General features: G+C 42.5%; 15 protein-coding genes and 1 tRNA gene. 12 read left to right on the top strand and 4 right to left on the bottom strand.

Translation table 11 applies throughout. From position 1 onward, the window contains the following. The gene (locus KXJ59_RS02550) at positions 1-1,440 is read left to right on the top strand and encodes a SusD/RagB family nutrient-binding outer membrane lipoprotein (RefSeq protein ID WP_295200800.1); all 1,440 of its coding nucleotides are present in this window, start codon (positions 1-3) and stop codon (positions 1,438-1,440) included. A 142-nt stretch (positions 1,441-1,582) separates the two neighbouring features. Further along, positions 1,583-3,052, top strand: coding sequence for a calcineurin-like phosphoesterase family protein (locus KXJ59_RS02555; RefSeq protein ID WP_295200803.1), 1,470 nt, complete (start codon positions 1,583-1,585; stop codon positions 3,050-3,052). A gap of 272 nt (positions 3,053-3,324) precedes the next feature. On the opposite strand, the gene rho is transcribed toward KXJ59_RS02555, so the two are convergent. Together rho and KXJ59_RS02565 are read right to left on the bottom strand one after the other, a co-directional pair. Continuing rightward, positions 3,325-4,893 carry a transcription termination factor Rho gene (gene rho, locus KXJ59_RS02560; protein ID WP_295200805.1) on the bottom strand — a complete coding sequence of 523 codons (1,569 nt, stop codon included), beginning with the start codon at positions 4,891-4,893 and terminating at the stop codon, positions 3,325-3,327. Between the two features lie 309 nt (positions 4,894-5,202). Next, complete coding sequence (locus tag KXJ59_RS02565) at positions 5,203-6,198, bottom strand: PAS domain-containing protein (RefSeq protein WP_295200807.1); 996 nt, start codon at positions 6,196-6,198, stop codon at positions 5,203-5,205. 179 nt (positions 6,199-6,377) lie between these two features. On the opposite strand from KXJ59_RS02565, the gene asnS reads away from it, so the two are divergent. Continuing rightward, positions 6,378-7,826 carry an asparagine--tRNA ligase gene (gene asnS, locus KXJ59_RS02570; RefSeq protein ID WP_295200809.1) on the top strand — a complete coding sequence of 483 codons (1,449 nt, stop codon included), beginning with the start codon at positions 6,378-6,380 and terminating at the stop codon, positions 7,824-7,826. Between the two features lie 88 nt (positions 7,827-7,914). Here the strand turns inward: asnS and KXJ59_RS02575 are convergent, their stop codons facing one another. Beyond that, positions 7,915-9,420 (bottom strand): choice-of-anchor I family protein, encoded by a 1,506-nt coding sequence (locus KXJ59_RS02575; protein WP_295200811.1) that lies wholly within the window; start codon positions 9,418-9,420, stop codon positions 7,915-7,917. 243 nt (positions 9,421-9,663) lie between these two features. Between KXJ59_RS02575 and KXJ59_RS02580 the strand changes: the two genes are divergently transcribed. Beyond that, positions 9,664-9,736 (top strand) — tRNA-Phe (locus tag KXJ59_RS02580). Between the two features lie 147 nt (positions 9,737-9,883). On the opposite strand, the gene KXJ59_RS02585 is transcribed toward KXJ59_RS02580, so the two are convergent. Then, entirely contained in the window at positions 9,884-10,345 is a 462-nt protein-coding gene (locus KXJ59_RS02585) for an Lrp/AsnC family transcriptional regulator (protein WP_295200813.1), read from the bottom strand. Positions 10,346-10,537: 192 nt separating this feature from the next. On the opposite strand from KXJ59_RS02585, the gene KXJ59_RS02590 reads away from it, so the two are divergent. The 8 genes from KXJ59_RS02590 to KXJ59_RS02625 all read left to right on the top strand — a co-directional run bounded on the left by KXJ59_RS02590 (position 10,538) and on the right by KXJ59_RS02625 (position 24,624). Next, a complete protein-coding gene (locus KXJ59_RS02590) occupies positions 10,538-11,683 on the top strand; it encodes a serine hydrolase domain-containing protein (protein WP_295200814.1) in 1,146 nt (381 codons plus the stop codon). Positions 11,684-11,920: 237 nt separating this feature from the next. Further along, entirely contained in the window at positions 11,921-13,798 is a 1,878-nt protein-coding gene (locus KXJ59_RS02595) for a CocE/NonD family hydrolase (protein ID WP_295200817.1), read from the top strand. A gap of 61 nt (positions 13,799-13,859) precedes the next feature. Next, a complete protein-coding gene (locus KXJ59_RS02600; RefSeq protein WP_295200819.1) occupies positions 13,860-16,832 on the top strand; it encodes a SusC/RagA family TonB-linked outer membrane protein in 2,973 nt (990 codons plus the stop codon). A gap of 95 nt (positions 16,833-16,927) precedes the next feature. Beyond that, positions 16,928-18,298, top strand: a complete 1,371-nt coding sequence (locus tag KXJ59_RS02605) for a RagB/SusD family nutrient uptake outer membrane protein (RefSeq protein WP_295200820.1) — start codon at positions 16,928-16,930, stop codon at positions 18,296-18,298. 170 nt (positions 18,299-18,468) lie between these two features. After that, entirely contained in the window at positions 18,469-19,302 is an 834-nt protein-coding gene (locus KXJ59_RS02610) for a class I SAM-dependent methyltransferase (protein ID WP_295200822.1), read from the top strand. A gap of 134 nt (positions 19,303-19,436) precedes the next feature. Then, positions 19,437-20,393: a DUF1080 domain-containing protein gene (locus KXJ59_RS02615; RefSeq protein ID WP_295200825.1), complete on the top strand. Its 957-nt coding sequence runs from the start codon at positions 19,437-19,439 to the stop codon at positions 20,391-20,393. Positions 20,394-20,820: 427 nt separating this feature from the next. Continuing rightward, positions 20,821-22,128, top strand: a complete 1,308-nt coding sequence (locus KXJ59_RS02620; protein WP_295200828.1) for a sugar porter family MFS transporter — start codon at positions 20,821-20,823, stop codon at positions 22,126-22,128. Between the two features lie 54 nt (positions 22,129-22,182). After that, positions 22,183-24,624 (top strand): TonB-dependent receptor, encoded by a 2,442-nt coding sequence (locus KXJ59_RS02625; protein ID WP_295200830.1) that lies wholly within the window; start codon positions 22,183-22,185, stop codon positions 24,622-24,624. Positions 24,625-24,770 lie beyond the last annotated feature (146 nt).

Consider the following 24,770-nt stretch of genomic DNA (forward strand, 5'->3'; position numbering starts at 1 on the left):
ATGAAACAGCATAAACTATATACATTTTTACTTCTCGCTTCAACATTGTTGTTCAGTGCCTGTGATAAAGATTTTGCAGAAGTAAACACAGATCCCAATCGTATCGATAAAATAAGTCCGGGTACACTCTTGAATCCGATTATTTATGAAGTAACTGCATTTAATACAAGAAGGGCCGATGATTTTACGTTCAACCTCATGCAGGTATCACTTCCTTTCCCCAGTGCATCGGGTGGTGTACACAGGTATGATGTTGCCGAAAATGCAGGAAGCTCTACCTGGACCACTTATTACCGCTGGCTCACCAATGTAAAAGAAATGTACAACGCGGCAGTGGAGTTGAACGACCCCAATTATAAAGCCATTGCTTTAACATTGAATGCATGGATCTATTCAAACCTTACCGATTGTTTTGGTAATGTACCCATGACAGAAGCAGCGAAAGGCGATGAGGGAATTCTGCGCCCGGTGTTCGATGACCAGAAAGATATTTATACAAAAATCATTGCCGATCTCGACTCAGCAAATAACCTGTTTGTAACATCCAGGGCCATGAGTTTTGGTACGGAAATTTTGTATGCCAATAATGTAACCAACTGGAAACGCTTTTGTAATTCTTTACAGATGCGTTTACTGCTGCGTGTATCGAAAAGAACGGAGATGAATGCTATGACAAAGCTCCGTGCCATGATTGATAACCCAACAAAGTATCCGGTATTTACCAGCAACGATAATGCAGCAGTATTGAAAGTAACCGGATTAGTTCCCAATGTATCTCCATGGGGCAGGGCTATTGACTTCACCACTTTCCGTGCCATGGGTAAATTTTTCCTCGACCAGCTGAATACATTGAACGATCCTCGTCGTGAAAAATTTGCTACCACAGCCAGACCATCCACCGGTACGGGTAACCTGGGTTATATGGGCATACCCAGTGGTTATTCGGGAGGAGAATCGCAGTTCAAATACATTCCATCAAACCTCAATATTGCACTCGTAACAGCACCGATGACTTGCGTGCTGATGCCTTATGCAGAAGTAGAATTTATTAAATCGGAAGTAGAACTCTTCTTTAATAATACAACTGCATCAAGAACTGCGTATGAAAAGGGCGTGAAAGCTTCAGTAGAACAATGGGGAGCCGTAATGCCGGCAACTTATTTCAATACACCTGATGCTGCATTTAATGGAACACTCGAACGTATTATGTTACAGAAGTATGTAGCACTGTTTTTTGTTGATCACCAGCAGTGGTTTGAATACAGGAGAACAGGTTTCCCGGTATTACCAACAGCAGACGGAATGGTTAACAATAAAAAAGTACCGGTACGTTATATGTATCCGATCAATGTACGTTCAACCAATACAGACAATTACAACAAAGCTGTACAGGCCATGGGTGGCGATAATTTCAACGTAAAAGGCTGGTGGGAAAAATAAACCTAACTTCTGTGTTATTCTCCGAAGGAGTCCTTTGGACTGTGTTCTCTGTGGCAATACATAACGATTCAATAATTTGAATAATTATTTATAACAGAGAGATTTGCCACAGAGAACACAGAAACACAAGAAAAATATTTTTATGCAAAGACGATCATTCCTAAGAAATTTCAGTCTGGCCACCATTGTTTTAGGTGCACCAGTAATCAGTAATGCTGCTGCTGGAAATACAAAACAGCGAACGGTATCGGGTAAAGTGCATAGTAATGGAAAAGGCATTGCCAATGTGTCTGTAACCGATGGTTATTCTGTTGTATCAACAGATACACAGGGTAATTATAGTTTTGATGTGCATAGCAATGCAGCGTTTGTTTATATCAGCACACCCGCCGGCTATGCATTTAACCAGCAAAATCATATTGCCTGGTTTTATCAGTCATTGTCTGCAGACCAGTTAAATGCCAAAGCCGATTTTTCACTGGAGAAACTTACTGTGGATGATAATAAACACCAGTTCGTAGTTTGGGCCGATACGCAAATGATTTCACAGGCCGACTGCGACCAGTTAAAAGCTACAGCAGTACCCGATTTAAAAGCGCTCGTAGCCTCGTACCCCAAAGACAGTCTTTTTCACGGCATTGGCTGTGGTGACCTGGTTTGGGATAAATTCCAGTTCTTCAAAGATTATAAAGAAGCCATTGCAGCAACAGGCGTTACCTTTTTTAATGTAATCGGTAACCACGATATGGATTTGGATGCACGTACCGATGATTATTCAGCCAAAACATTTAAACAGCAGTTTGGTCCAACCTACTATTCGTATAACCGCGGACAAGTGCATTATGTGGTACTGGATGATGTATTCTTTGTAGGTACGGCAAAAAAGTACATTGGCTATATTACTGAAAGTCAGTTGCAGTGGTTAGAGAACGATCTTAAACTGGTAAAACCCGGAACAACCGTTGTATTAAGTGTACATATTCCCACAAATACAGGTGCTGCAAGAAGAGCGAAGAAAGAAGAAGAAATGGGCGGAGTGGTAACCAATAGAAAACAGTTGTATAAAATACTGGCACCGTATAAAGTGCATATTATGTCGGGCCATACCCATTTTAATGAAGCATGGGAAGAAGACAATATCATGGAGCATAACCATGGTACGGTTTGTGGTGCCTGGTGGACGGGTCCCGTATGTGGCGATGGCACACCGATGGGTTATGGCGTGTATGAAGTAAATGGAAGTGAAGTACAGTGGTATTATAAATCGACAGGGAAAGACAAAGATCATCAGTTGCGTATTTATGAAAAGGGAAGACTGAAAGAAGCGCCTGCTGAAATTGTAGCCAATGTATGGAACTGGGACAGCAAATGGAAAGTAGAATGGTGGGAAGACGGAGCCGCCAAAGGCGCCATGGAGCAAAGAATAGCCAGAGATCCCTGGGCCATTGAATTATATGCTGGTCCTGAGTTACCGGTAAAACACAAATTCGTAGAACCTACACTTGCGGATCATTTGTTTTTTGCAAAACCATCGGCCAATGCAAAACAAATAACCGTGAAGGCAACCGACCGTTTTGGAAAACTGTATAGTGAAACCATCAACCTTGTTTAGTCTGAGCAGGCACTAATATATATCCTATCCGAAAAACAAAAAGCGGAATGTAAATATGCATTCCGCTTTTCTATTTTGGGAGCGTTGTACACGAGATGTGAAAAGTGAAAGGTGAAAAGTGAAGGAACAGGCGAAATGCTTCTGTGTTTTTCTGTGTCCTCAGTGGCAATTTATACTGCCACTGAGGACACAGAGGTACACAGAATAAAATAAAAAAGCGGCGAGCATACTACTCACCGCTTTCAACTTTTTATTTTTGAATTTTGACTTTCTTACCTGTTCATCGAAGCAAGGAACTCCTCATTATCTTTTGTTCCTCTCATGCGTTTCAGCAATTCGTTCATCGACTCTTCGGTATTCATATCATTGATATACAAACGCAGAATATTCATTCTTTGTAATACTTCTTTGTCTAACAATAAATCATCGCGGCGTGTAGAAGAACCAACCAGGTCAATGGCCGGGAACACACGTTTATTGGCCAGGCGACGATCGAGTAATAATTCCATATTACCGGTACCCTTGAATTCTTCAAAGATCACTTCATCCATTTTACTGCCGGTTTCAATCAGCGCAGTAGCCAGAATGGTGAGTGAACCACCATGTTCAATTTTACGGGCGGCACCAAAGAACTGTTTGGGTTTCTGCATGGCATTGGCTTCCACACCACCACTCAGTACTTTACCACTGGCTGGAGCAACAGTATTGTGTGCGCGTGCCAAACGGGTGATTGAATCGAGCAGGATCACCACATCATGACCGCACTCTACCAGTCTTTTTGCTTTTTGTAAAGCAATGGTAGATACTTTCACGTGTTTCTCTGCGGGCTCATCGAAAGTAGAAGCAATTACTTCTGCCTTTACGCTGCGCTCCATATCGGTAACCTCTTCCGGACGTTCATCAATTAATACCACCATCAGGTAACACTCCGGGTGATTGGCGGCAATGGCATTGGCCACTTCTTTCAGCAACATGGTTTTACCCACTTTGGGTTGCGCCACAATCAATCCACGCTGTCCTTTACCAATAGGCGTGAACAGATCCATGATACGGGTGCTGTAATTATTGGAAGTGGTAAATAAATTCAGTTTCTCATAAGGGAACAAAGGCGTCAGGTAATCAAAAGGAACACGGTCACGTACTTCATCCGGACGCTTACCATTGATATGATCCACTTTCAGTAAGGCGAAATATTTTTCACCTTCTTTGGGCGGACGAACAGCCCCCTTAACCGTATCGCCTGTTTTCAGACCAAATAATTTGATCTGGGAAGGAGATACATATACATCATCGGGAGAGGATAAATAATTATAGTCGGAAGAGCGGAGAAAACCATACCCGTCGGGCATCATTTCCAATACGCCTTCGCCAAGGATTACACCTTCAAATTCAATATTAAAATTGGGTTCTTTTCTGTGCTGACGCTGGGGCTGCTGGGCAGGAGTTTCCTGTTGCATTCCGTTTTCTGGCGCCTGTGCCGTTTCGGTATTACCGTTTTCAGGTGTTGCTGATTGGGCTTCTTCTGTGGGGGCAGCTTCGGGTTTTTCGTTTCTGGCTTTTTTAACCGGACCACGTTTAGGTGCCGCTTTTTCGGGCGCCTCCTCCATTATTTCAGCTTCTTCGGTACCATTGGCCGTTTTTACTGTTACCGGCTTGCGGGCGCGGGCAGTTTTTTTCTTGGGGTCATCTTTCGACTCACTAGCCTGAACAGCCTGGTTATCAAGGATCTTGTAAATAAGCCCCTGCTTATCCAGCTTTTTGGCTCCTGTAATCTTTAACTGCTCAGCTATATCGAGCAGCTCGGGCAATAACATGTCATTTAATTGCAAAATGTCGTACATAAAATCTATTGATGGGGAAATTCAAATTGTCATCGTTCAAAATCCAGTCTAAGGAATTGCAGGCTCAGATCGGAAAATCTTGGGTATTGTTAAATTGATTTGGAAAGAAGGTAAACTGATGCGTCGAGAGCTAAAAAAAGGACTAAATCAGCTTGGTTTCCGATGCAATGTTAAGCCAAAAAAATCAAAAACAAAACAAAAAATTCATTTGGAAGGGGATGGGGTTGAGGTGATTTTAGCCACAGATTCACAGATTTTGGTGCTTTAATCTGTGAATCTGTGGCTAAAAAGTCCGATTCAATACCTCTTCTACTCAGTTTCTTTCTCCCCGTCAAATTGCGTTTTATCTACAATCCTGCTGATGATCTGGTCAAGTTCAAGCGCACTTGTTCTCAGGTACTGTAAAATCTGTTCGTTTTCCGCCACTGTTTTCTGCTTAAAATCCATCAGATCGGTCAGTCCGATAATATTGGCCACCGGCCTGCGTATTTCATGCGATTGTATTTTGGCAATCTCTTTCAGCGCATCTAAATGCTTCTGAATCTGCATCTCCTGTTCCTTGCGGTTGGTGATGTTGATGGAGGCAATTACAATACCCGATAAATCACCCGAATCATCAAAAACACCATAATACCTCCGGAGAAACCATACTCTTTCTCCGTCGGGGTATTCTACCATGTGTTCATGTGTAACAGTGGCTTTTTGTTCGGCCAGTATACGCCCATGTTCCACACCCAGTGTCTTTTCTTCATCAGAATAATAATCTGTTAGTTTATCACCGATCATAAAGGGCCGGCCAAACATTTTAATAGCGTGTTGCTGGGCTTTTCGATTCGCATATTTAATATTCGAATCCTTGCTCATATAAATGAGCACATTATCAGAACTGTTAATGATCGACTGCAGGGTTCTTTCTGAAGCAGCAATCTGGTCGCGTTTATTTTTGAGCTCGGAAATATCTTTGGAAATACCTACTACATGCGTAATCCTGCCGTCATCGTCTTTAATAGGGAAAAGCTCGCTCAAGCTTGCGCTCTGGTCTTCGAAATCCTCCTCAAAGCTGATGCTATGGCCTTTTTCCACACATTCTATAAAGCGAATCCGGATGGCATTTACAATGTTGACATGAAGCATATCCTTAAACTCCTTGCCAACAACGGAATCTTCTGTAACGCCAAATTTCCTGAGATAGGCAGGGTTTACGTACTCCATTACAAACTCCTTGCCTCCGGCCTGTACACGTACAATAAACACCGCTTCTGTGGTGAGTTCAATCAACGACTGGAACAATGATGGTTGGATCATGCGGATTGGATATGGAGCTATAAAAGCGTTTAAAAATATACAATTTAGAGATGAATAAAGAAGAATTTTGGCCATAGGCTGTAAGCCACAGGCGGCAAGTAAAAATCTGCTTATACCTTGAGGCTTGTACCTTGTACCTTCTCCCATATCTTTGCCCTCAAATCAAGCAAGAGCAAGCAATGTTTAACAACAGAACAAGGATCAAGGACCTGCTGGGCAGCGACCAAACCGGACAACATATTATCGTGATGGGTTGGGTACGTACATTTCGTAACAACCAGTTTATAGCATTGAACGATGGCAGTACCAATAATAATTTACAGATTGTAGCAGAACTGGGTTTGCTCGACGATGCCACATTGAAACGAATTACCACCGGCGCCTCTTTAAAAATAACCGGAACAGTGGTTCCTTCATTGGGGAAGGGTCAGACCGTAGAGTTGAAGGCTGAGACCATCGAAATACTCGGCGACAGCGATGCAGAGAAATACCCGCTTCAACCCAAAAAACACAGTCTTGAATTTTTACGTGAAATTGCCCACCTGCGTTTCCGTACCAATACATTCGGAGCTGTATTCCGCATCAGACACGCACTTGCATTTGCCGTACATAAATTCTTTAATGAAAAAGGCTTTGTATACCTGCACACACCCATCATTACTTCAAGCGATGCAGAAGGCGCAGGTGAAATGTTTCGTGTAACCACATTGCCATTCGATAATCCACCACGTAAAGAAGATGGCAGTATTGATTTTTCAGAAGACTTCTTTGGTAAGAGCACCAACCTCACCGTGAGCGGACAGTTGGAGGGCGAACTGGGTGCCATGGCATTTAGTGAGATCTATACATTTGGTCCCACATTCCGTGCAGAGAACTCTAATACAACCCGTCACCTGGCAGAGTTCTGGATGATTGAACCGGAAATGGCTTTTCATGATATTGAAGACAATATGAACCTGGCCGAAGAGTTCATTCAATACCTCATTAAATATGTGATGGAGCATAATGCGGAAGACCTGGCATTTCTCGATCAGCGACTGGCAGAAGAAGAAAAACAAAAACCACAGAACGAAAGACAGGAATTGGGATTACTCGAGAAACTGAAATTTGTAGTTGACAATCAATTTGAACGTATTACTTATACAGAAGCTATACAGGTATTGCTGGATTCGCCCCATTACAAGAAAAAGAAATTCAAGTTCGATGTGAAATGGGGTATCGATATGCAGAGTGAACATGAGCGATACTTAGTAGAAAAACATTTTAAAAAACCGGTGATTGTAACCGGTTATCCCGCTGCCATCAAAGCATTCTATATGCGATTGAATGATGGATGTGAACCCGGTAAAGAAACCGTTGCCGCTATGGATATTCTGGCACCCGGTATTGGAGAAATTGTGGGAGGATCGCAAAGAGAAGAACGTCTCGAAAAATTAGAAGCACGTATGCAGGCCATGCATATACCACTGGAAGAAATGAGCTGGTACCTCGATACCCGCCGCTTTGGAACGGTTCCCCATGCTGGCTTCGGATTGGGTTTTGAGCGCATGGTACAGTTTGTAACCGGCATGACTAATATTCGCGATGTAATTGCCTTTGCAAGAACGCCGAAGAATTGTGAGTTTTAATTTAGCTGCTAGCTTTTGGCTACTAGCTTCTGGCTGTGAGTTTAAAGACATCCTGCTCGCAGCCAGAAGCTAGTAGCTAGCAGCTATACTACAATTTAGTTGCCTTATAAATCTTAACCAGTCCATCATTCTCACTGCTTACTACGAGCAGACTTTGCTGGATCGGGCTTTTGGAGGCGGGAATAAATAGAGTGCCTTCTGGCGCATCGCCTGTTTTAATGATCTTGAGAAATACAGGTGCGGTTGGATTGCTAACATCATAAATAGCAATGGCATCGGCTCTTTCAAGACCCACAAAAGCAATTTGTTTCGTACCTACTTTTCCAACAGTGATGGCTTCCGGTTCAACAGATTTATCATCGCTTCTACCATCATCATACACCAATAAATCTTTTGCCTTTACATCCAGTTCATTTTTGCTGTCGAAAACCAGCGATCCGTTCGAGGCATCCCAAACACTGAAAGAGCGGGCGCCCATGCTGTAAATAGCATCGTAATCGCCATCATTATCTGTATCGCCATTGGTGGTAAGTATATTCAGTCGGCCCAGCTGTGCATCTGTTTTTAAACTTGCTGCATTGGGGAAAGCAGTAGCATCGAGGTTAACAGAAGAAAGCCTTTTAAAATCTGTAAAAGCGGTGTACTCTCTGGAGTCTCCTTCATTAGCGGTAAACAGATAGGTTTTACCATTGTAAGAAAGATTGGCGATGGCATCGGGCATATAAATACCAAAGATTTTCCAGGGAGCAAAGGCAATGGCGTTATCGCGGTCTGATACATCTGTTGCATTGGCCGCCAGGTTAAAATCTTTAAAACCCAGGGGCATAATATTGGTAATGGTTTTTGAAGACAGGTCAATGCTGGCAATGGCATTTGCTTCCTGCAGGGTAACCCATGCAGTTTTTGAATCGGAAGAAACCGTGATATACTCCGGTTCAATATCGTGCAGGAAACTTTTATTAGGTCCACTGATACGGAATCCTTTTGCGGTTAATGCGGTTTGCTGACTGACAAAAGCAGAAAAATTAATAGTGGTAACTGCATAGTTATCGGCTACGCTGATAATGGAAACCGTGCCTTCAGGGTCGGCCGTGTAAGTGGCATTGGGTTCTCCTTCATTGGCGGTGAGAATAAATTTTCCATCGGGGCTATATACTACCATATCGGGGAGTGCGCCAACGGTAATTATTTTTTCTTCTGCATAAGTGCTGGTATTAAAAATTACCAGTTTACCGTTTTCCTGTTTGTTAACCGATTCGATGGCTGCGGCGAGTTTACCATTGCTAACATCAACACTATTTACATAACCACCATAAGGTGCCATGCTGATGGAATGAATAACGGTAATATTAGCAGGATCCGCTATATTAATTACATCAATTTTATTGGTGGTACCGTTGTTAACGGCAAACAGTCTTTTGGTGGCGGGGTCATAAGTGGTAATTTCAGCAGCGCCCAAGCCACCCAGGTTTAAGGAAGCGATTTCTGTGTAGGAAGAAGGGTCTTCATTAACTATTTTTTCAACGGGGTCGGTATCTTCTTTTTTGCAGGCAACAAATACAAGTAAACTAAGTGCAATAGCAGTAATTCGCATATAAGGTTTGGTTTTGCTGCAAAACTGAACCCGTAACATGATGGAATCATTAAGCGTCCGTTACCGAATTGTTATTGACGGGCTCAAAATGCGCAAAAAAATGCGATTGAATGTGGATTATATGTGAAAACCCCCTATTTTTGCTGCCCCGAAAGGGTAAGAAGAAAGCTTCAAGCTGCAGGCTGCAAGCCACAAGCTAAACCTTGTACCTTGTTTTCTTGATTCTTGTTCCTTCACCGGCACGGTGCGGTAGCTCAGTCGGTAGAGCAAAGGACTGAAAATCCTTGTGTCGCCGGTTCGATCCCGGCCCACACCACAAAAACCTCAGTTCGCCTTTGGCGGGTTGGGGTTTTTTGTTTTTGGCTTGTTCAGGCACCGAATAAAACTGCGGGATATTTAATAATGAAACTTATACCTCTTTAGGTTCAGTGCGTCAGTAAATAAAGTTTTAAACTCCTGTCTGCTATAACCTCACTCCATACCTTTTCTTCACCGTATTCAATACAACATGTGTATAGTATTGTTTCACCTGTTTATTATCCATAAAATACTTTTTTGAGAAAACCTCATAAGCAGCCATATCTTTTGTTTGTACACAGAGAATAAAATCGTAGACACCAGCCACATAAAAACACTGCGACACATCGGGACAGGATAACATGAGTTTTTTGAAGCCTTCGATTACGGATGAATTACCCAACTCCAGACTTACTTCTACCACAAAATGAAGAGTGGTGCCTGATACTTCGGACGCTATAACGGCAATATCTGCTTCAATAATATTGTCTGTACGAAAACGTTTTAACCGGCGTTGTACAGCACTGGTACTCAAATTGTATTTACGACCCAGCTCTTCGGCAGTAACACGGTTGTTTTCCTGTAACTCATTTAACAGGTGTTTATCTGTTTTATCTAACGCATGCATAATTTAACCGGTTTTTACTTTCTGAATGATTTTTTTGTGCGTGTATCTTGCTTTTTTAAACAAATACGCAACACACTGCTCAGTAGTTTTGTGTTTTAATAATTACAGTACACCCAAACAATTTTAACTATCATAAAACTACTTATGCAAATTAGAACTTTGATCTTTTTGTTTTCATTTATGCTTTTGACGATGACCAATTTAGCAGGTCAACAAAACAGTAAACAATACACAGTTAACCAGCACTGGATAGACAGTGTAGCTGAAAGATACCTGCAACAATCGAAAATGGCGGGTGTAGCAGGCTCTATTATTATTGATGGTAAGATTGTGTGGATGAAAGGATATGGTTATGCCGATAAAGCGAATAAGATTCCGTTTACAGAAAATACCGTTATGAATGTGGCATCCATTACTAAAACCCTCACAGGTGTTTGTATGATGCGATTGGTGGAAGAAAAGAAACTTTCGCTTGATGCAGACATCAACACCTATCTGCCATTCAAGGTCATCAACCCATATGCTCCTAAAGAAAAAATTACGCTGCGGATGATTGCAACACACAGCTCAAGCCTGGCCGACAGGGATCCTTTTTATGGAGACAGCACTTATTTTACCGATAAAGACTCTCCCGAACCCCTGGGCGATTTTTTAAAAGAATATTTTGTACCGGGTGGTAAACATTACAGTGATTCCAATTTCTATAAGGCAAAACCTGGTGAGTACTGGGAGTATTCCAATATTGCTGCTGGACTTGCTGGTTATATTATAGAACGTATTTCCGGAAAAAAACTGAGCGAGTATAGTCAATCAATTATACAGAAGCCACTAGGAATGAAAAACAGTAGCTGGTTTTTATCGGAAACAGATCGTGCAAAGCACGCTAAACTCTATTATAACAAAAGAGATAGTTCTTTCCAGATTCCTTTGTATGGAATCACAACTTATCCTGATGGCGGTTTGCGAACCTCTGTTAGCGACCTGAGTCAATTTTTTGCCATGCTGCTGAAAAAAGGAACACATAATGGGAAACGCATTTTACAAACAGCCACCATTAACGATATGCAAACACTTCAGTTTACAGCAAAGAATAAACCGGCGAATATGAATCTGGCAGAAAAAAATGAGGGCATTTTCTGGCGCACCAAAAACAATGTTACCCTCTTAGGACATGGTGGCAGAGATCATGGTGTTAAAACCCTGATGTTAACCGATTTGAATAAAAAAGTAGGCGTTATTCTATTTACTAACACCGAAGACGATGACGGCAAACGTACCGATGGTTACTATCTGCTTTTTGATGCGCTTTTAAAATATGCACTGCAACTAAAGAAGTGAAAAGTGAGACATGAAAAGAAGATTGGGATACTTTGATTATAGTTAGCAATATGCTTCTCACGTCTCACGCTCCTCCCCGCTTCCAAAGAAGCGGGTTTTTTATGGGCATAACCTCACTAAATAGCCACTTTTTTGTAGTAAGAGACCTAAAGCCCCCTTCACATTAAACTTTTTTTACTTTATTACTGTTTTGATGCAACATTTTTAAAGAAACAGTTGCCTTTCCAAAAAATGCCTATGAGAAGAATAGCCTTCATCCTGGCCGGCTGTCTGCTGGTCATTGGTTCCTATGCACAGGATACCGCAGCCATTTACCTTAAACTTCAGGAAATTGCCGTCATCGACCAGAAAGTAATGATGCCCATGCGCGATGGCATTCGTCTGGCTACCGATATCTACCGCCCCAAGGGCAACCAGAAAGTACCCATTGTTTTTTCCAAAACCCCTTACCAGTTTAATACCTGGGTTGATGGTAAAATGACCACCCGCACCATGGAAGAAGCATACAATGCGGTTTCCCGTGGTTATGCCTATGTGGTACAGAATGAAAGGGGCCGTTATTTTTCGGAGGGCGAATGGGATATTCTCGGTGCGCCCATAACAGACGGCTATGATGCATTTACCTGGATGGCCAAACAACCCTGGAGCAATGGAAAAATTGGTGTAATCGGCTGCTCCTCCACCGCCGAATGGCAGATGGCCGTAGCCTCACAAAATCACCCCGCACTGGCAGCCATGGTGGCACAGGGTTTTGGTGCCGGTGTTGGACGCGTAGGGAAATTTATGGAACAGGGTAACTGGTACCGCGGTGGCGCCCAGCAAATGCTTTTTACCGCCTGGCTCTATGGTACACAGAACGATAAGTTTAAACCTACTTTCCCAAAAAATATTCAGCAGAAAGATTTACAGCGTTTACAAAGATTTTACGATATGTCTACCGAAATGCCCCGCGTAGACTGGTCTGTAGGTTTACGCCACCTGCCCGTTCAGGATATCATTAAAAATGCAAAGGGACAGGATGGCGTGTATGAAGACATGATTCGCCGCAAACCCAATGATCCCAAATGGTTCAAGGGCGGATTGTACCACGATAATATGCCCATCAATGTGCCTGCTTATTGGTTTGTATCCTGGTACGATGTATCATCGGCACCCAATATTGCACTCTTTAATCATGTGCGTAAAACAGCCAAAGACAAAGCCACCGCCGATAACCAGTACTTGGTGATTGCACCTGTACTGCATTGTTCGTATAAACGCGCCACCGAAAATACCATTGTGGGTGAAAGAAGTGTGGGCGATGCCCGGCTGAACTACGATGAACTTACCTGGGGCTGGTTTGATATGTTGCTGAAAGGAGACAAAAACGATTTCAAAGACAAAAACCCAAGGGTACGCTACTATACCATGGGTAGCAATAAATGGCAACAGGCCGAAAGCTTTCCACCACCCAATGCAGAAATGCAGACCTTCTATTTAAGCAGCGGCGGAAAAGCAAATACCAGAAACGGCGACGGACAACTAAGCACTACACAGCCAAAAGAAGACAAACCCGATGCATTTACCTACGATCCGATGAACCCCGTTCCCTCTTATGGTGGTAATGTTTGTTGTACCGGTAATGCTGTACAGGGAGGTTCATTCGATCAGTCGAATATGGAATTGCGTGATGATATACTGGTGTATACCTCCGATGTACTAAAAGAAGGAATAGAAGTAAGTGGATTTATTGAATCTACTTTATTCGTTTCCTCAACAGGTCCGGATACCGATATCACCATCAAACTGATTGATGTACATCCCGATGGTAAAGCCTATAACCTTGATGAAACCATACAACGCCTGCGTTACAGAGAGGGTTATGACAAAGAAGTGTTTATGGAAAAAGGTAAAGTATACAAGGTAGACCTCACCCCAATGGTTACCAGTAATTTCTTTGCGGCCGGTCATAAAATCCGCATTGAAGTAACAAGCAGCAATTTTCCACGCTTCGACAGAAACATGAATACCGGCGGAAAGAATTACGATGAAGCGACGGGTATTAAAGTGGAGAATAAAATTCATCACTCTGCACAATATCCATCACTGATTAAACTACCGGTAGTAAAAAAATAAACAGACACCAATCCGATCGATAAACCTAAAACCCGATTATTCACAAACCAAAATGCTGAGTATGCAGAAACTTTATCTTTTCAGAATGCTGCTACTGCTTTTTTTTACAGGCAGTATAACAGCGGCCGATGCACAAGGCTTTACCGCCACCGGAACAATTAAGGAAGCGGTAACAGGTAATCCTTTAACAGGGGTTTCCGTAACCATTAAAGGCACCAAACAGGTGACTACTACCGATGCCAGCGGTAATTTTTCCATTAAACCCACCGGCAGAACCGCCGTGCTGGTGTTAAACTATGTTGGATTCAGAACAACCGAAGTAACCGTTACCGCCGACAAACCAACGGTAGCAGTTATGATGGAAGAAGAGATCAGTCCTTTAAAAGAAGTGGTTATAACAGGTCTGGCCTCTTCCATCAAACGCTCTAACCTCGCCAATGCAATAACAACCGTATCGGCACGCGACCTCACAGGAACCACACAAATTCAAACAACAGACGGAGCACTCTATGGTAAAGTACCCGGTGCCAATATTCGTATGAATTCAGGTGCACCCGGTGGTGGTATCAATATTCAGTTGCGTGGTCTTTCAAGTCTTACCCAGGCATCCGCACCACTCATAGTATTGGACGGTGTATACATCAGTAACGATTTTCAGCGTACCGGACGTGCTTCTGTAACCGGTGCCGGCGCGGCCAATCAGGATGATGGTGCCAACCGTCTGGCAGATATTAACCCAGCTGATATTGAAAGCATTGAAGTATTAAAAGGCCCATCAGCAGCGGCCATGTATGGTACACGTGCCAATGCCGGTGTACTCGTAATCAATACCAAAAAAGGAGCAGCAGGAAAAACAACCATCAGCTTTGCACAGGATATTGGTTTTGCAACACCACTGAAACTAATGGGTGTAGACAACTGGAGCGAAGCAAAAATCAACTCCTTCTTTCCTGTTGCGAGAAGACCTATTGAATTAACACGCTATCAGAATGCAGTAGCCAACGGAACCTTTATTGATTATGAAGATTATTTTTATGGCAATACCGCCACACTGTTAAACACCCGTTTAAGCGTGCGCGGAGGTGATGAGAGAACCAAATTCTTTATCTCAGGCGCCATGACCGACGAAGGTGGTACAGTGAGAAGAACAGGTTTTGAACGCCAGTCTGTTCGTGCAAATATTGATCATAAGCTTACTAAAGACATCACACTGAGTGTTAACTCTAACTATAGCCGTAGTAATACCGATCGTGGTTTTACCGGTAATCAGAATAATTCAGGTGCCAGTATTGGTTACAATATTTCTTATGTACCTAATTATTTCGACCTGCGTCCAGTTGCGGGTGCTTATCCAAATAATCCATATTTCGCAGAGAACCCGGTAGCAGTTACCGATAAGGGCATTAATAATTCACTGGTAAACCGTTTTATTCAGTCGTTCGGATTAGATATCAATCTCCTTCGTACAGAAAGATCGCAACTGAAATTTAAACTGAATGGTGGTCTGGATTTCTTCCAGAATTCTACCAAAGTGTATTTACCGGATGACCTGCAGTTTCAGCGGGCACAGGCCAACCCCGGTGATGTATTGGTGGGCAGACAACAAACCATGAATACCAATTTTCAGGCAGCGATGGTATATAACTGGGAACTGAAAAAAGTAAGTATGACTACACAGGCCGGTATGGTTCGCCTGGATTTTAAAAATGATGGATTATTCAACCGTGGTCGTGGTCTGGCGCCCGGACAATCAAATATCAAACAGGCCACTGTGCAGGAAGTAGAAGCACAGTTTGAAAACTCACAGCGCGATGTGGGTATTTTCTTACAGCAGGAAGCCAATTTTGAAGATAAGATCATTGGTACAGTAGGTGTTCGCTGGGATAAATCAAATACCAATGGTAATGCGAATAAATATTATGCATTTCCAAAAGCATCACTGGCCGTTAACCTTACCAATTTTGATTTCTGGAAATCACGCACCATTTCTCAATTGAAACCACGTGTTGCTTATGGACAAACCGCAGGGCCTGTTCCATTTGGTGCAACATTTACTTCATTGGGTGGTGTGAATATTGGTGGCTTACTGGGTTCAACTGTAGCGGTGAATGTAGGTAACCTCAACATCAGACCAGAAAGAGCCGAAGAGCTGGAATTTGGTTTGGATGCGGGCTTCTTTAATAACAAAATACTGTTAGAAGCTACTTATTATATTAAAACAACTAAAGACAATTTACAGCCACTGAACCTCTCGCCTTCAACCGGTGTTGCACAAACATTGAGCAACGAAGCTGAGATGCGTAACAATGGTATTGAACTGGCTTTATCGGGTACGGTATTACAGAAGGAAAAAATTAAATGGACTTCACGTCTTATGTGGTGGAAAAACGATGTGAAGATTACCAGACTGGGCATACCTTCATATACAGCAGGTGCGTTTGGCTCTGCACTGGGTACCTTCCTCTATCAACAGGGAGTGGCACCCACAACCATTGTGGGTACACCGGCAGTTTCTCCGGGTGTATTTACAGTATGGGGTAATGCACAACCTGACTGGACTTCTTCCTGGTCGAACAATATTACTTTCCTGAAAAACTTCGATCTGAACTTTTTGATGGAGTATCGTAGCGGCGGAGATAATATTAACCTTACTTCTTTCCTTACCGACGGTGGTGGTACTACCAAGGGCTGGTTTGATGATGATAATAAAGATGGTATACCCAATGGTCGTCAGCGTCCGCCGGCGCCATATAATAATGCAGCGCGCTGGGTGCAGGATGCTACTTTCATGAAAGTACGTGAGATTGGTTTGTACTATACAGTTCCGAAAGATTTTCTCAGCCGTAGCTTTGGAAGGGTTATTCAGCGTGCGAAAATTGGTGTATCAGGAAACAATGTGTTCCTCTTCACCAAATACAAAGGCTATGATCCCGAAACATCCACATTTGGTGCACAGGCAGTTGCCAATAACGTTGATGTGGCTCCTTATCCAACAGCCAGAAGATTATTCTTTCATTTACAAATTGACTTCTAAATTCTATAACACATGAAATGAGCCATTACAAAGTTTGATATGGATTGAACTATGCTGGCGAATTCCATGTGACCAAAATCAATAAATAGAAACACATGAAAAAGCTTCAAATACTATTATTAGCAAGTGTTGCAGCGTTTCAGTTTTCCTGCAACCCACTGGAGGTAAAAGAACTGGTAGACCCGAATAATCCCAGTGAGGCAAGTGTGTTGAACAATGCTTCACGAAGCCAGATACAGTTTCTCGTAACGGGTCTGGAACAAAGACATAAGGGCTATGTCACCAATATCTGTCAGGCATGGAATACTTTCGGAAGAGAAGTATGGTACCTGAATGGATCTGACCCTCGTTTTCAAACAGACTGGTTAGGCCAGGCAGGTCGTGTTCCCGATGCGGCATACTTTGGATTTGGTGCTACAGGTGGTGGTTCATACGCAACTCCCTATCAGTGTATTAAACAAGGCTATGTATTGATTGATGCAGCACAAAACTCCGCAGCTTTAACTGCGCAGGAAAAAAGTGCAGTAGCAGGTTTTGCCAAAACCATCATGGCATACCAGTTTATGATACCCGCCAACTGGCAATATGAAAACGGTATCAGAACCGATGTAAAAGATCCGCTGAAACCCGGAGGCTTCCGTACTTATACCGCAGCATTGGGTTTTATAGATTCATTACTCACTGCCGGTTATGCTGATCTGAATGCTTCGGGTACAGCATTTCCTTTCACACTTACAGCCGGATGGAATGGCTTTAATAATATCGATGGATTGAAAAGAGTGAACAGGGCTATTGCAGCAAGGGTAGCCATTTATCGTAAAGACTGGAACGGCGCATTAACTGCATTGAATAATTCATTCATGAACCTCACCGGCATTTTAGGTGCTGGTCCGGCACATACTTATGGTGCACCACCAGATGGTTTTAACCCCATGTATTATGTGCTTGATGCAAGTGTGAATACCATTATTGTGGTACACCCGTCTGTATTGGCCGATGCCACACCCGGTGATGCACGTGTAGCCGCCAAGTTCCACCAGCGTACCACACCGGTTACCATTACCACAGATGCTGCACCACTGGTAGGAACACACCAGGATAAAAGATGGGCCAGTAATACATCACCCATTCCTTTTATTAAAAATGAAGAGCTGATATTGATTAAAGCAGAAGCGCATGCACAGCTCGGACAAACAACAGATGCTGTAAATGCCATTAATGTTATTCGCACTGCGGCTAATATTGGTAACTATGGCGGCGCTACTACACAGGCAGCATTGATTGACGAAATTCTATATCAGCGTCGTTACTCACTATGGGCCGAACCATGGGGTCATCGCTGGATTGATGCACGCAGGTACGACAGACTCAATACCATTCCAACTTCATACGATCAGGGAACCATCTTTAAACAGTTCCCACGTCCACAGGCAGAAATTAACTGGGACCTCTATACAGGAGGATAGTAAGAAAGGCGGAGTTTTGTTGATGAAAGCTATAAGATAAATGCGGCGCAGCAATGCGCCGCATTTATTATTATGATGATGTGTGAAGAGCAGATTCAGCAGAACCGGTTAGCAGGATTTCTTTTTTCAATGTAAGGAGTCTGTTTATCTTAGGCCTTCAATGAAAGGGTTTGAACAATAAAAAACCACAACACTTTTTTACGCACCAGTATCCATCCTGGTTATTAAACCATCCTCAATGGATACATTTGTTCTATGCCTTCAATTACTTCTTACAACTAAGGAAATGGTATATTACTAAAAGACTCAGCAAACTCCTAAATTCAAAAACAACACCCTATCGTTTACTGGATGCCGGATGCGGAGAGGGTCAGTTTTTATTCCCCTTCGCCGCTTCACGTAAAACAGCTTTTTTCAAAGGGATAGACAGGGAAAGAAGTAATATCTCTTTTTGTAACCGCTATGCACAGCATTATGGGTTAACACATATTTTATTTGAAGAAATAGAAACGGAACAGTTAAAAGAAAAAGAACTATATGATATTATCCTCTGCATTTCTGTATTACCCTACAGCAAAAACGACGAGGTGTTTTTATCTTGTTTATACAATGCCATGAAACCGGGAGGAGATTTATTGCTCTATGTGCCTGTTAACAACCACACCATACTGCCCTTTTATAAAAAAATAATGCAGCGTTATGAGAACTATGAATCTGTTCAGCAAAACCAGCGGATATATCATGAAGCGGGTTTGATAAAACTTTTGCAGGACTGTAATTTTCTGGTAACCGAAAAAACAAAAACATACGGCTTCTTTGGTAAATTAAGCAACGAACTGTTGAATATTCACCTCATTCTTTTTAATGCCTATTCCTTTCTTTTTAAAATAATAATCTTTTTTTCACTGCTGCTTTTCTATCCTCTTATTCTTCTTTGTATGCTATTAGATTATACCTTACCTGTTCGCTCCGGTAATGGCTTGATGATAGTGGCCAGAAAATAAATGAAACAGAAGTTCGAAGAACTCCTTTGGAGAACAGAGAAATGTCGAATACCGAATTTCGAAGTTGGATAATGGGTATTCGATATTATAATTAACCTCAAAGTTTCTTTATCTTCATTACTCAAACCTGCCATATGAAACAAAGCATCACCCGCTACTTTTTATTCTTTGCTTTTATTGCCGTATTTGTTACCGTAACAGCATTCAGTAATAAACAAACAGTTGCTGCTGATAACGATATTATTGGTCGCTGGGACCTTACCGTTAATATGGGCGATCGTATGGCGCCCTCCTGGCTGGAAGTAAAACTCTCGGGCATACAAACCCTGGTTGGACAATTTGTGGCCGATGGAGGAAGCGCCAGACCTATTGCACAGGTAAAAGTAAAAGACGGCAAAATTCATTTTTCCATACCGGCACAGTGGGAACGCACAGATAAAGAAATGGTGTTTGAAGCAACATTGGAAAACGATCAATTAAAAGGCACCATCTATGCAAGTAATGGCAGAACCTATACAGTTACCGGAGAACGCGCACCACTTTTAAAAAGAACAACACCAGCGAACTGGGGCAAACCCATTCACCTGCTCAACAAAACCAATTTAGACGGATGGGTGGCACAGGGCAGAACCAACCAGTGGCAAAATATAAATGGTGTACTCACCAGTCCGAAATCGGGAAGCAACCTGATGACAACAGAAAAGTTTACCGATTTTAAACTACATGTAGAGTTTCGCTATCCTGCAGGAAGTAATAGTGGCGTATACCTCCGAGGCCGTTATGAAGTACAGGTTGAAGATAATGCAGGCAAAGAACCCTCCTCAACCTATTTCGGTGGTATCTATGGTTTTCTCACACCCAACGAAATGGCAGCCAAGCCTGCGGGCGAATGGCAAAGCTTCGATATTACACTTATTGGCAGAAGGGTAACAGTAATTGCCAATGGCAAAGCCATTATTGTAGACCAGATTATACCGGGCATTACCGGCGGGGCACTCGATAGTAAAGAAGGAGAGCCCGGTCCCATACTCTTACAGGGCGATCATGGGCCTGTTGAATACAGGAATATCATTATTACGCCAGCAAAATAAAAGCGCAGTAAAACGTTTCATCTACTTATTGTTGCTTCTCATCTACTGAAAACCTGTCTTGCTCAAACGCATTTCGGAAGGCGATTATATGCTTCTATTTTCGCATCCGTCTAAAACCCACTTGAAAATAGTATTCAGACAATCGAGGTGCGATAAAGAAAGTCCGGGGGGATTATTATCTATTTTGCCCTTGAACCCCCTGAATACAACCCAGACCCGCTTTTTATGAAGCGGGTCTTTTTGTGTGAGGAAGTCTGGAAAGTCCGGAAGTCGGAAAGTCCGGGAGATGACAGATTTAGTATAGCGCCCTCCGCGTAACTCCGTGGTTTCTTCCATTCAGTTACACTGAACTGTTACTACTCAATTTTCTTTCGGACTTCCTGACTTTCGGACTTTCCGACTTATATTTAATAATCAACGAGCTGCCATGAATAAGAAACTTGCATTATGGTCCATCACTGTAGGTTTGGGTGGACTTTTATTCGGATTAGATGTTGCAGTTATTTCCGGTGCGGAACAAGCCATTCAAAGTTTATGGAACCTGAGCAACTGGATGCATGGAACAGCGATTGCGATGGCTTTGTATGGAACTGTTTTTGGTGCTGCATTGGGTAATATACCCGCCAACCGTATCGGTCGAAAAAAAACATTGTTCTGGATCGGGATTGTTTTCCTGCTCACTTCTGTTGGTGCTGCATTGGCGCAAGATGTATATAGTTTTATGTTCTTCCGTTTTTTGAGCGGTTTGAGCATTGGTGCCTCATCGGTAGTGGCACCGGTATATATTTCTGAAATAGCACCACCCAAATACAGAGGCCGCATGGTTATTTCATTTCAGTTAAATGTGGTGGCAGGTATTATGCTGGCCTATTTTTCCAATTACTTATTACAGGGTACCGGTGGCGAACAGGATTGGCGCTGGATGTTGGGCGTAGTAGCCATTCCGTCTTTACTCTTTTCGGTACTGATGTTATTTACACCCGAAACACCCAGATGGCTGGTATTGTATAAAAAAGATACTGCAGCGGCGAAAAAAGTAATGGCACTTACGGGTGAAGCAACAGATGAAATGATTGAAAAAATCAGGCTGTCTGTTACAGCCACAAAAGAAAAACTCTTCTCCAAAAAATTCTATACTCCTTTATTACTCGCTTTTCTGATTGCATTCTTTAACCAGATGTCGGGTATCAATGCCATTATTTATTTCGCACCCAAAGTATTTGAAATGGCAGGTATTGAAAGAAGCGGTGCCTTATTGTCAACAGTAGGCATTGGTGCGGTAAACCTGCTCTTCACCATTACAGGCTGGTACCTGATTGACCGTTTTGGAAGAAGAGCACTCATGTATATTGGCTCACTGGGTTATATTATTTCTCTTACACTGATTGCTGTTTCTTTTAACAGTGCAGACAAGAGCATGATTATTTATTATGTATTCATCTTTATTGGGGCGCATGCCGTGGGGCAGGGTGCTGTAATCTGGGTGTTCCTGTCGGAACTCTTTCCTAATGCTGTAAGGGCAAGCGGAACATCGTTTGGCTCTTTAACGCACTGGGTATTTGCTGCACTGGTGGCACAGGTATTTCCCTTTTTTGCAGCCAATGTAGCGGGCAGTTATATCTTCGGCTTTTTTGCTTTTATGATGGTCTTGCAACTGCTCTATGTATGGAAAATGATGCCCGAAACAAAAGGAATGGCTTTAGAAGATATGGAGAAGAATATTGTTTTACATTAATGTATTGAACAAGAAACCTGTTTTGTTGTTTTGTACCCAGGAAAAACAGGATATATGTTAAACAGACTGGTACAGGTAATTTTTTATGCTTCTTGCTTAAGTACAATCACCACTGCTCAAACGGCCAGACAGGGTGCTTTGTTGGGAACACTTACAGATAAAAACACCCAGAGACCGATAACAGCAGCCACCATCCGGTTAACTCCAGCCGCTATTACTGTATTGTCTGATACAACAGGTGTTTTCCGTTTTACAAATCTCTTGCCCGGAACCTATAATCTTACGCTAACCAGTCTTGGCTATAAAACCATATTACTAAACAATTTACTGGTCACCAACGGTAATATCAATGTACTCTCTGTAGAAATGGAGTCTGAAACTTCGGTATTGTCGGGTGTAACGGTAACCGGCAGAAGAAATACGGCCCGTGCTGCAAGTATTGAAACGCCACTGAGTGTGCAGCGCATGACGATTGAAGAAATCAAAAGAAACCCCGGTGGTAATTTTGATGTGAGTAAAGTAATACAATCACTGCCGGGAGTAGGTGGTGGTGTGGGTGGCGGTGGTTTTAGAAACGATATCATCATCCGTGGTGGAGCGCCCAATGAAAACGTGTACTATCTCGATGGAATAGAAATACCCCTGATCAATCATTTTGGTACACAGGGAAGTGGTGGTGGTCCGCAGGGTATTCTCAATGCCAATTTTATTGAAGAAGTAAAACTCAGCTCCAGCGCTTTTGATGCACGATACGATAATGCATTGAGTAGTGTATTACAGTTCAAACAAAAAACAGGAAATGATAAGCGTACACAGGGCAATATAATATTGAGTGCCACAGAACTGGCATTAACAGCCGATGGTCCACTGAGTAATAAAACCACCTACCTGGCATCGGTGCGGAGAAGTTACCTGCAGTTATTGTTCCAGGCTATTGACCTGCCCATCAGACCTAATTACTGGGATCTTCAGTTTAAAACCACAACGAAAATCAATACAACTACAACGCTGAGCTTTCTCGGACTTGGTGCCATCGATGAATTCAGGTTTGCTGCACCCAAAAAAGCAACACCGGAAAAATTATATGTCATAAACAGTAATCCCAGCATTAACCAATGGAACTATACATTCGGCGTGAGCTTAAAAAAATTAACGGCAAAAGGATTCTGGAACCTGGCACTGAGCAGGAATACACTCAACAATTCAGTAGAAAAATTCGAAGACAATGAAAATCCAAGTCCGGCAACACAAACATTATTTACCGATAGCCGTGAAACGGAAAATAAATTGCGTTTTGATGTTACCAGTAATACAGGAGGCTGGAAAATAAGTTACGGAACCGTATTGCAGTATGTTGATTTTGTAAACCGTTTTGAAAACCTTTACCGGAAAGAACTGCGCGACCAGAATGGTAATATCATTCAACCCGAAGTACGTATCAACGCCAATAGCAATATTGATTTTATTAGGTATGGTGCTTTTTTACAGGCCGGAAGAAAAATATTGAACGATCGAATGGCTTTTAGTGCTGGTATCAGAATGGATGCCAATAGGTTATCAAACAGCGAATCGAACCCACTGAAGCAATTGTCGCCACGCTTGTCTGTAAGTTATGCATTGGCGCCTAAATGGAACCTGAATGCAAGTGTAGGTTCTTATTATAAACTTCCACCCTACACACAACTGGCATTTATGCGCTCGGGTATTAAAAACTCAGGTAACTATATTCAAAGTACACATTACACGGGTGGAGTTGAATACCTGCCATCGGGTAGTTTTCGTTTAACGGTGGAAGGGTTTTATAAATCATACAGCAGCTATCCGGTGAGTGTTACCGAAGGTATCAGTCTGGCTAATAAAGGAACAGAGTTTGGCAGTATTGGCAACGAAGCCGTTATTCAAAACGGAAAAGGGAGGGCTTATGGAATGGAAATCTTTATGCAAAAAAAATTAACCAAACGGTTTTTCGGATTACTCAGCTATACCTTGTACAAATCTGAGTTTACCAACAGCACAGGAAATTATTTACCGGCGGGTTGGGATAATGGTCAGCTCCTCAGCATAACCATGGGGTATAAATTACCACGCAACTGGGAGCTTGGTTTGAAATTCCGTTACCAGGGGTCGGCTCCGTTAACGCCTTTTGATCTGGCAGCCTCACAATTGAATTACCTGAGTCTTGGTACAGGTGTATTAGACTATTCGAAATTCAATGCCAACCGTTTACCTGCATTTCATGCCAGCGATATTCGTATCGATAAAAAATGGAACTATAAGAAAACAACACTCAATCTTTTTATCGATATCAGCAATTGGTATGGTGCCACTGTAAGCGGAATGCCACAATATACATTTCAGCGCACACCTGATAACAAGGCATTCCTAACCACCAACGGACAACCGATTGCTGCCAATGGAAGCAATGCCATTCCTTTGATATTATCCAATGCGGAAGTACAGGTAACACCAACAGTTGGATTGATTGTGGAGTTTTAGATATATGAATCGTCCGTAAATAAGTTGACAGATTAAAAAATAGTCCCGGTTGCCTCAGGTAGCCGGGATTTTTGTTTGATAGACCTGCTCTGGTGTTTTCATATTTAGCGCCAAGTGAGGTCGTTTATGATTGTATAAAAATATAG

The sequence above is a fragment of the Sediminibacterium sp. genome (genome assembly GCF_019264485.1).
GTDB lineage: Bacteria > Bacteroidota > Bacteroidia > Chitinophagales > Chitinophagaceae > Sediminibacterium.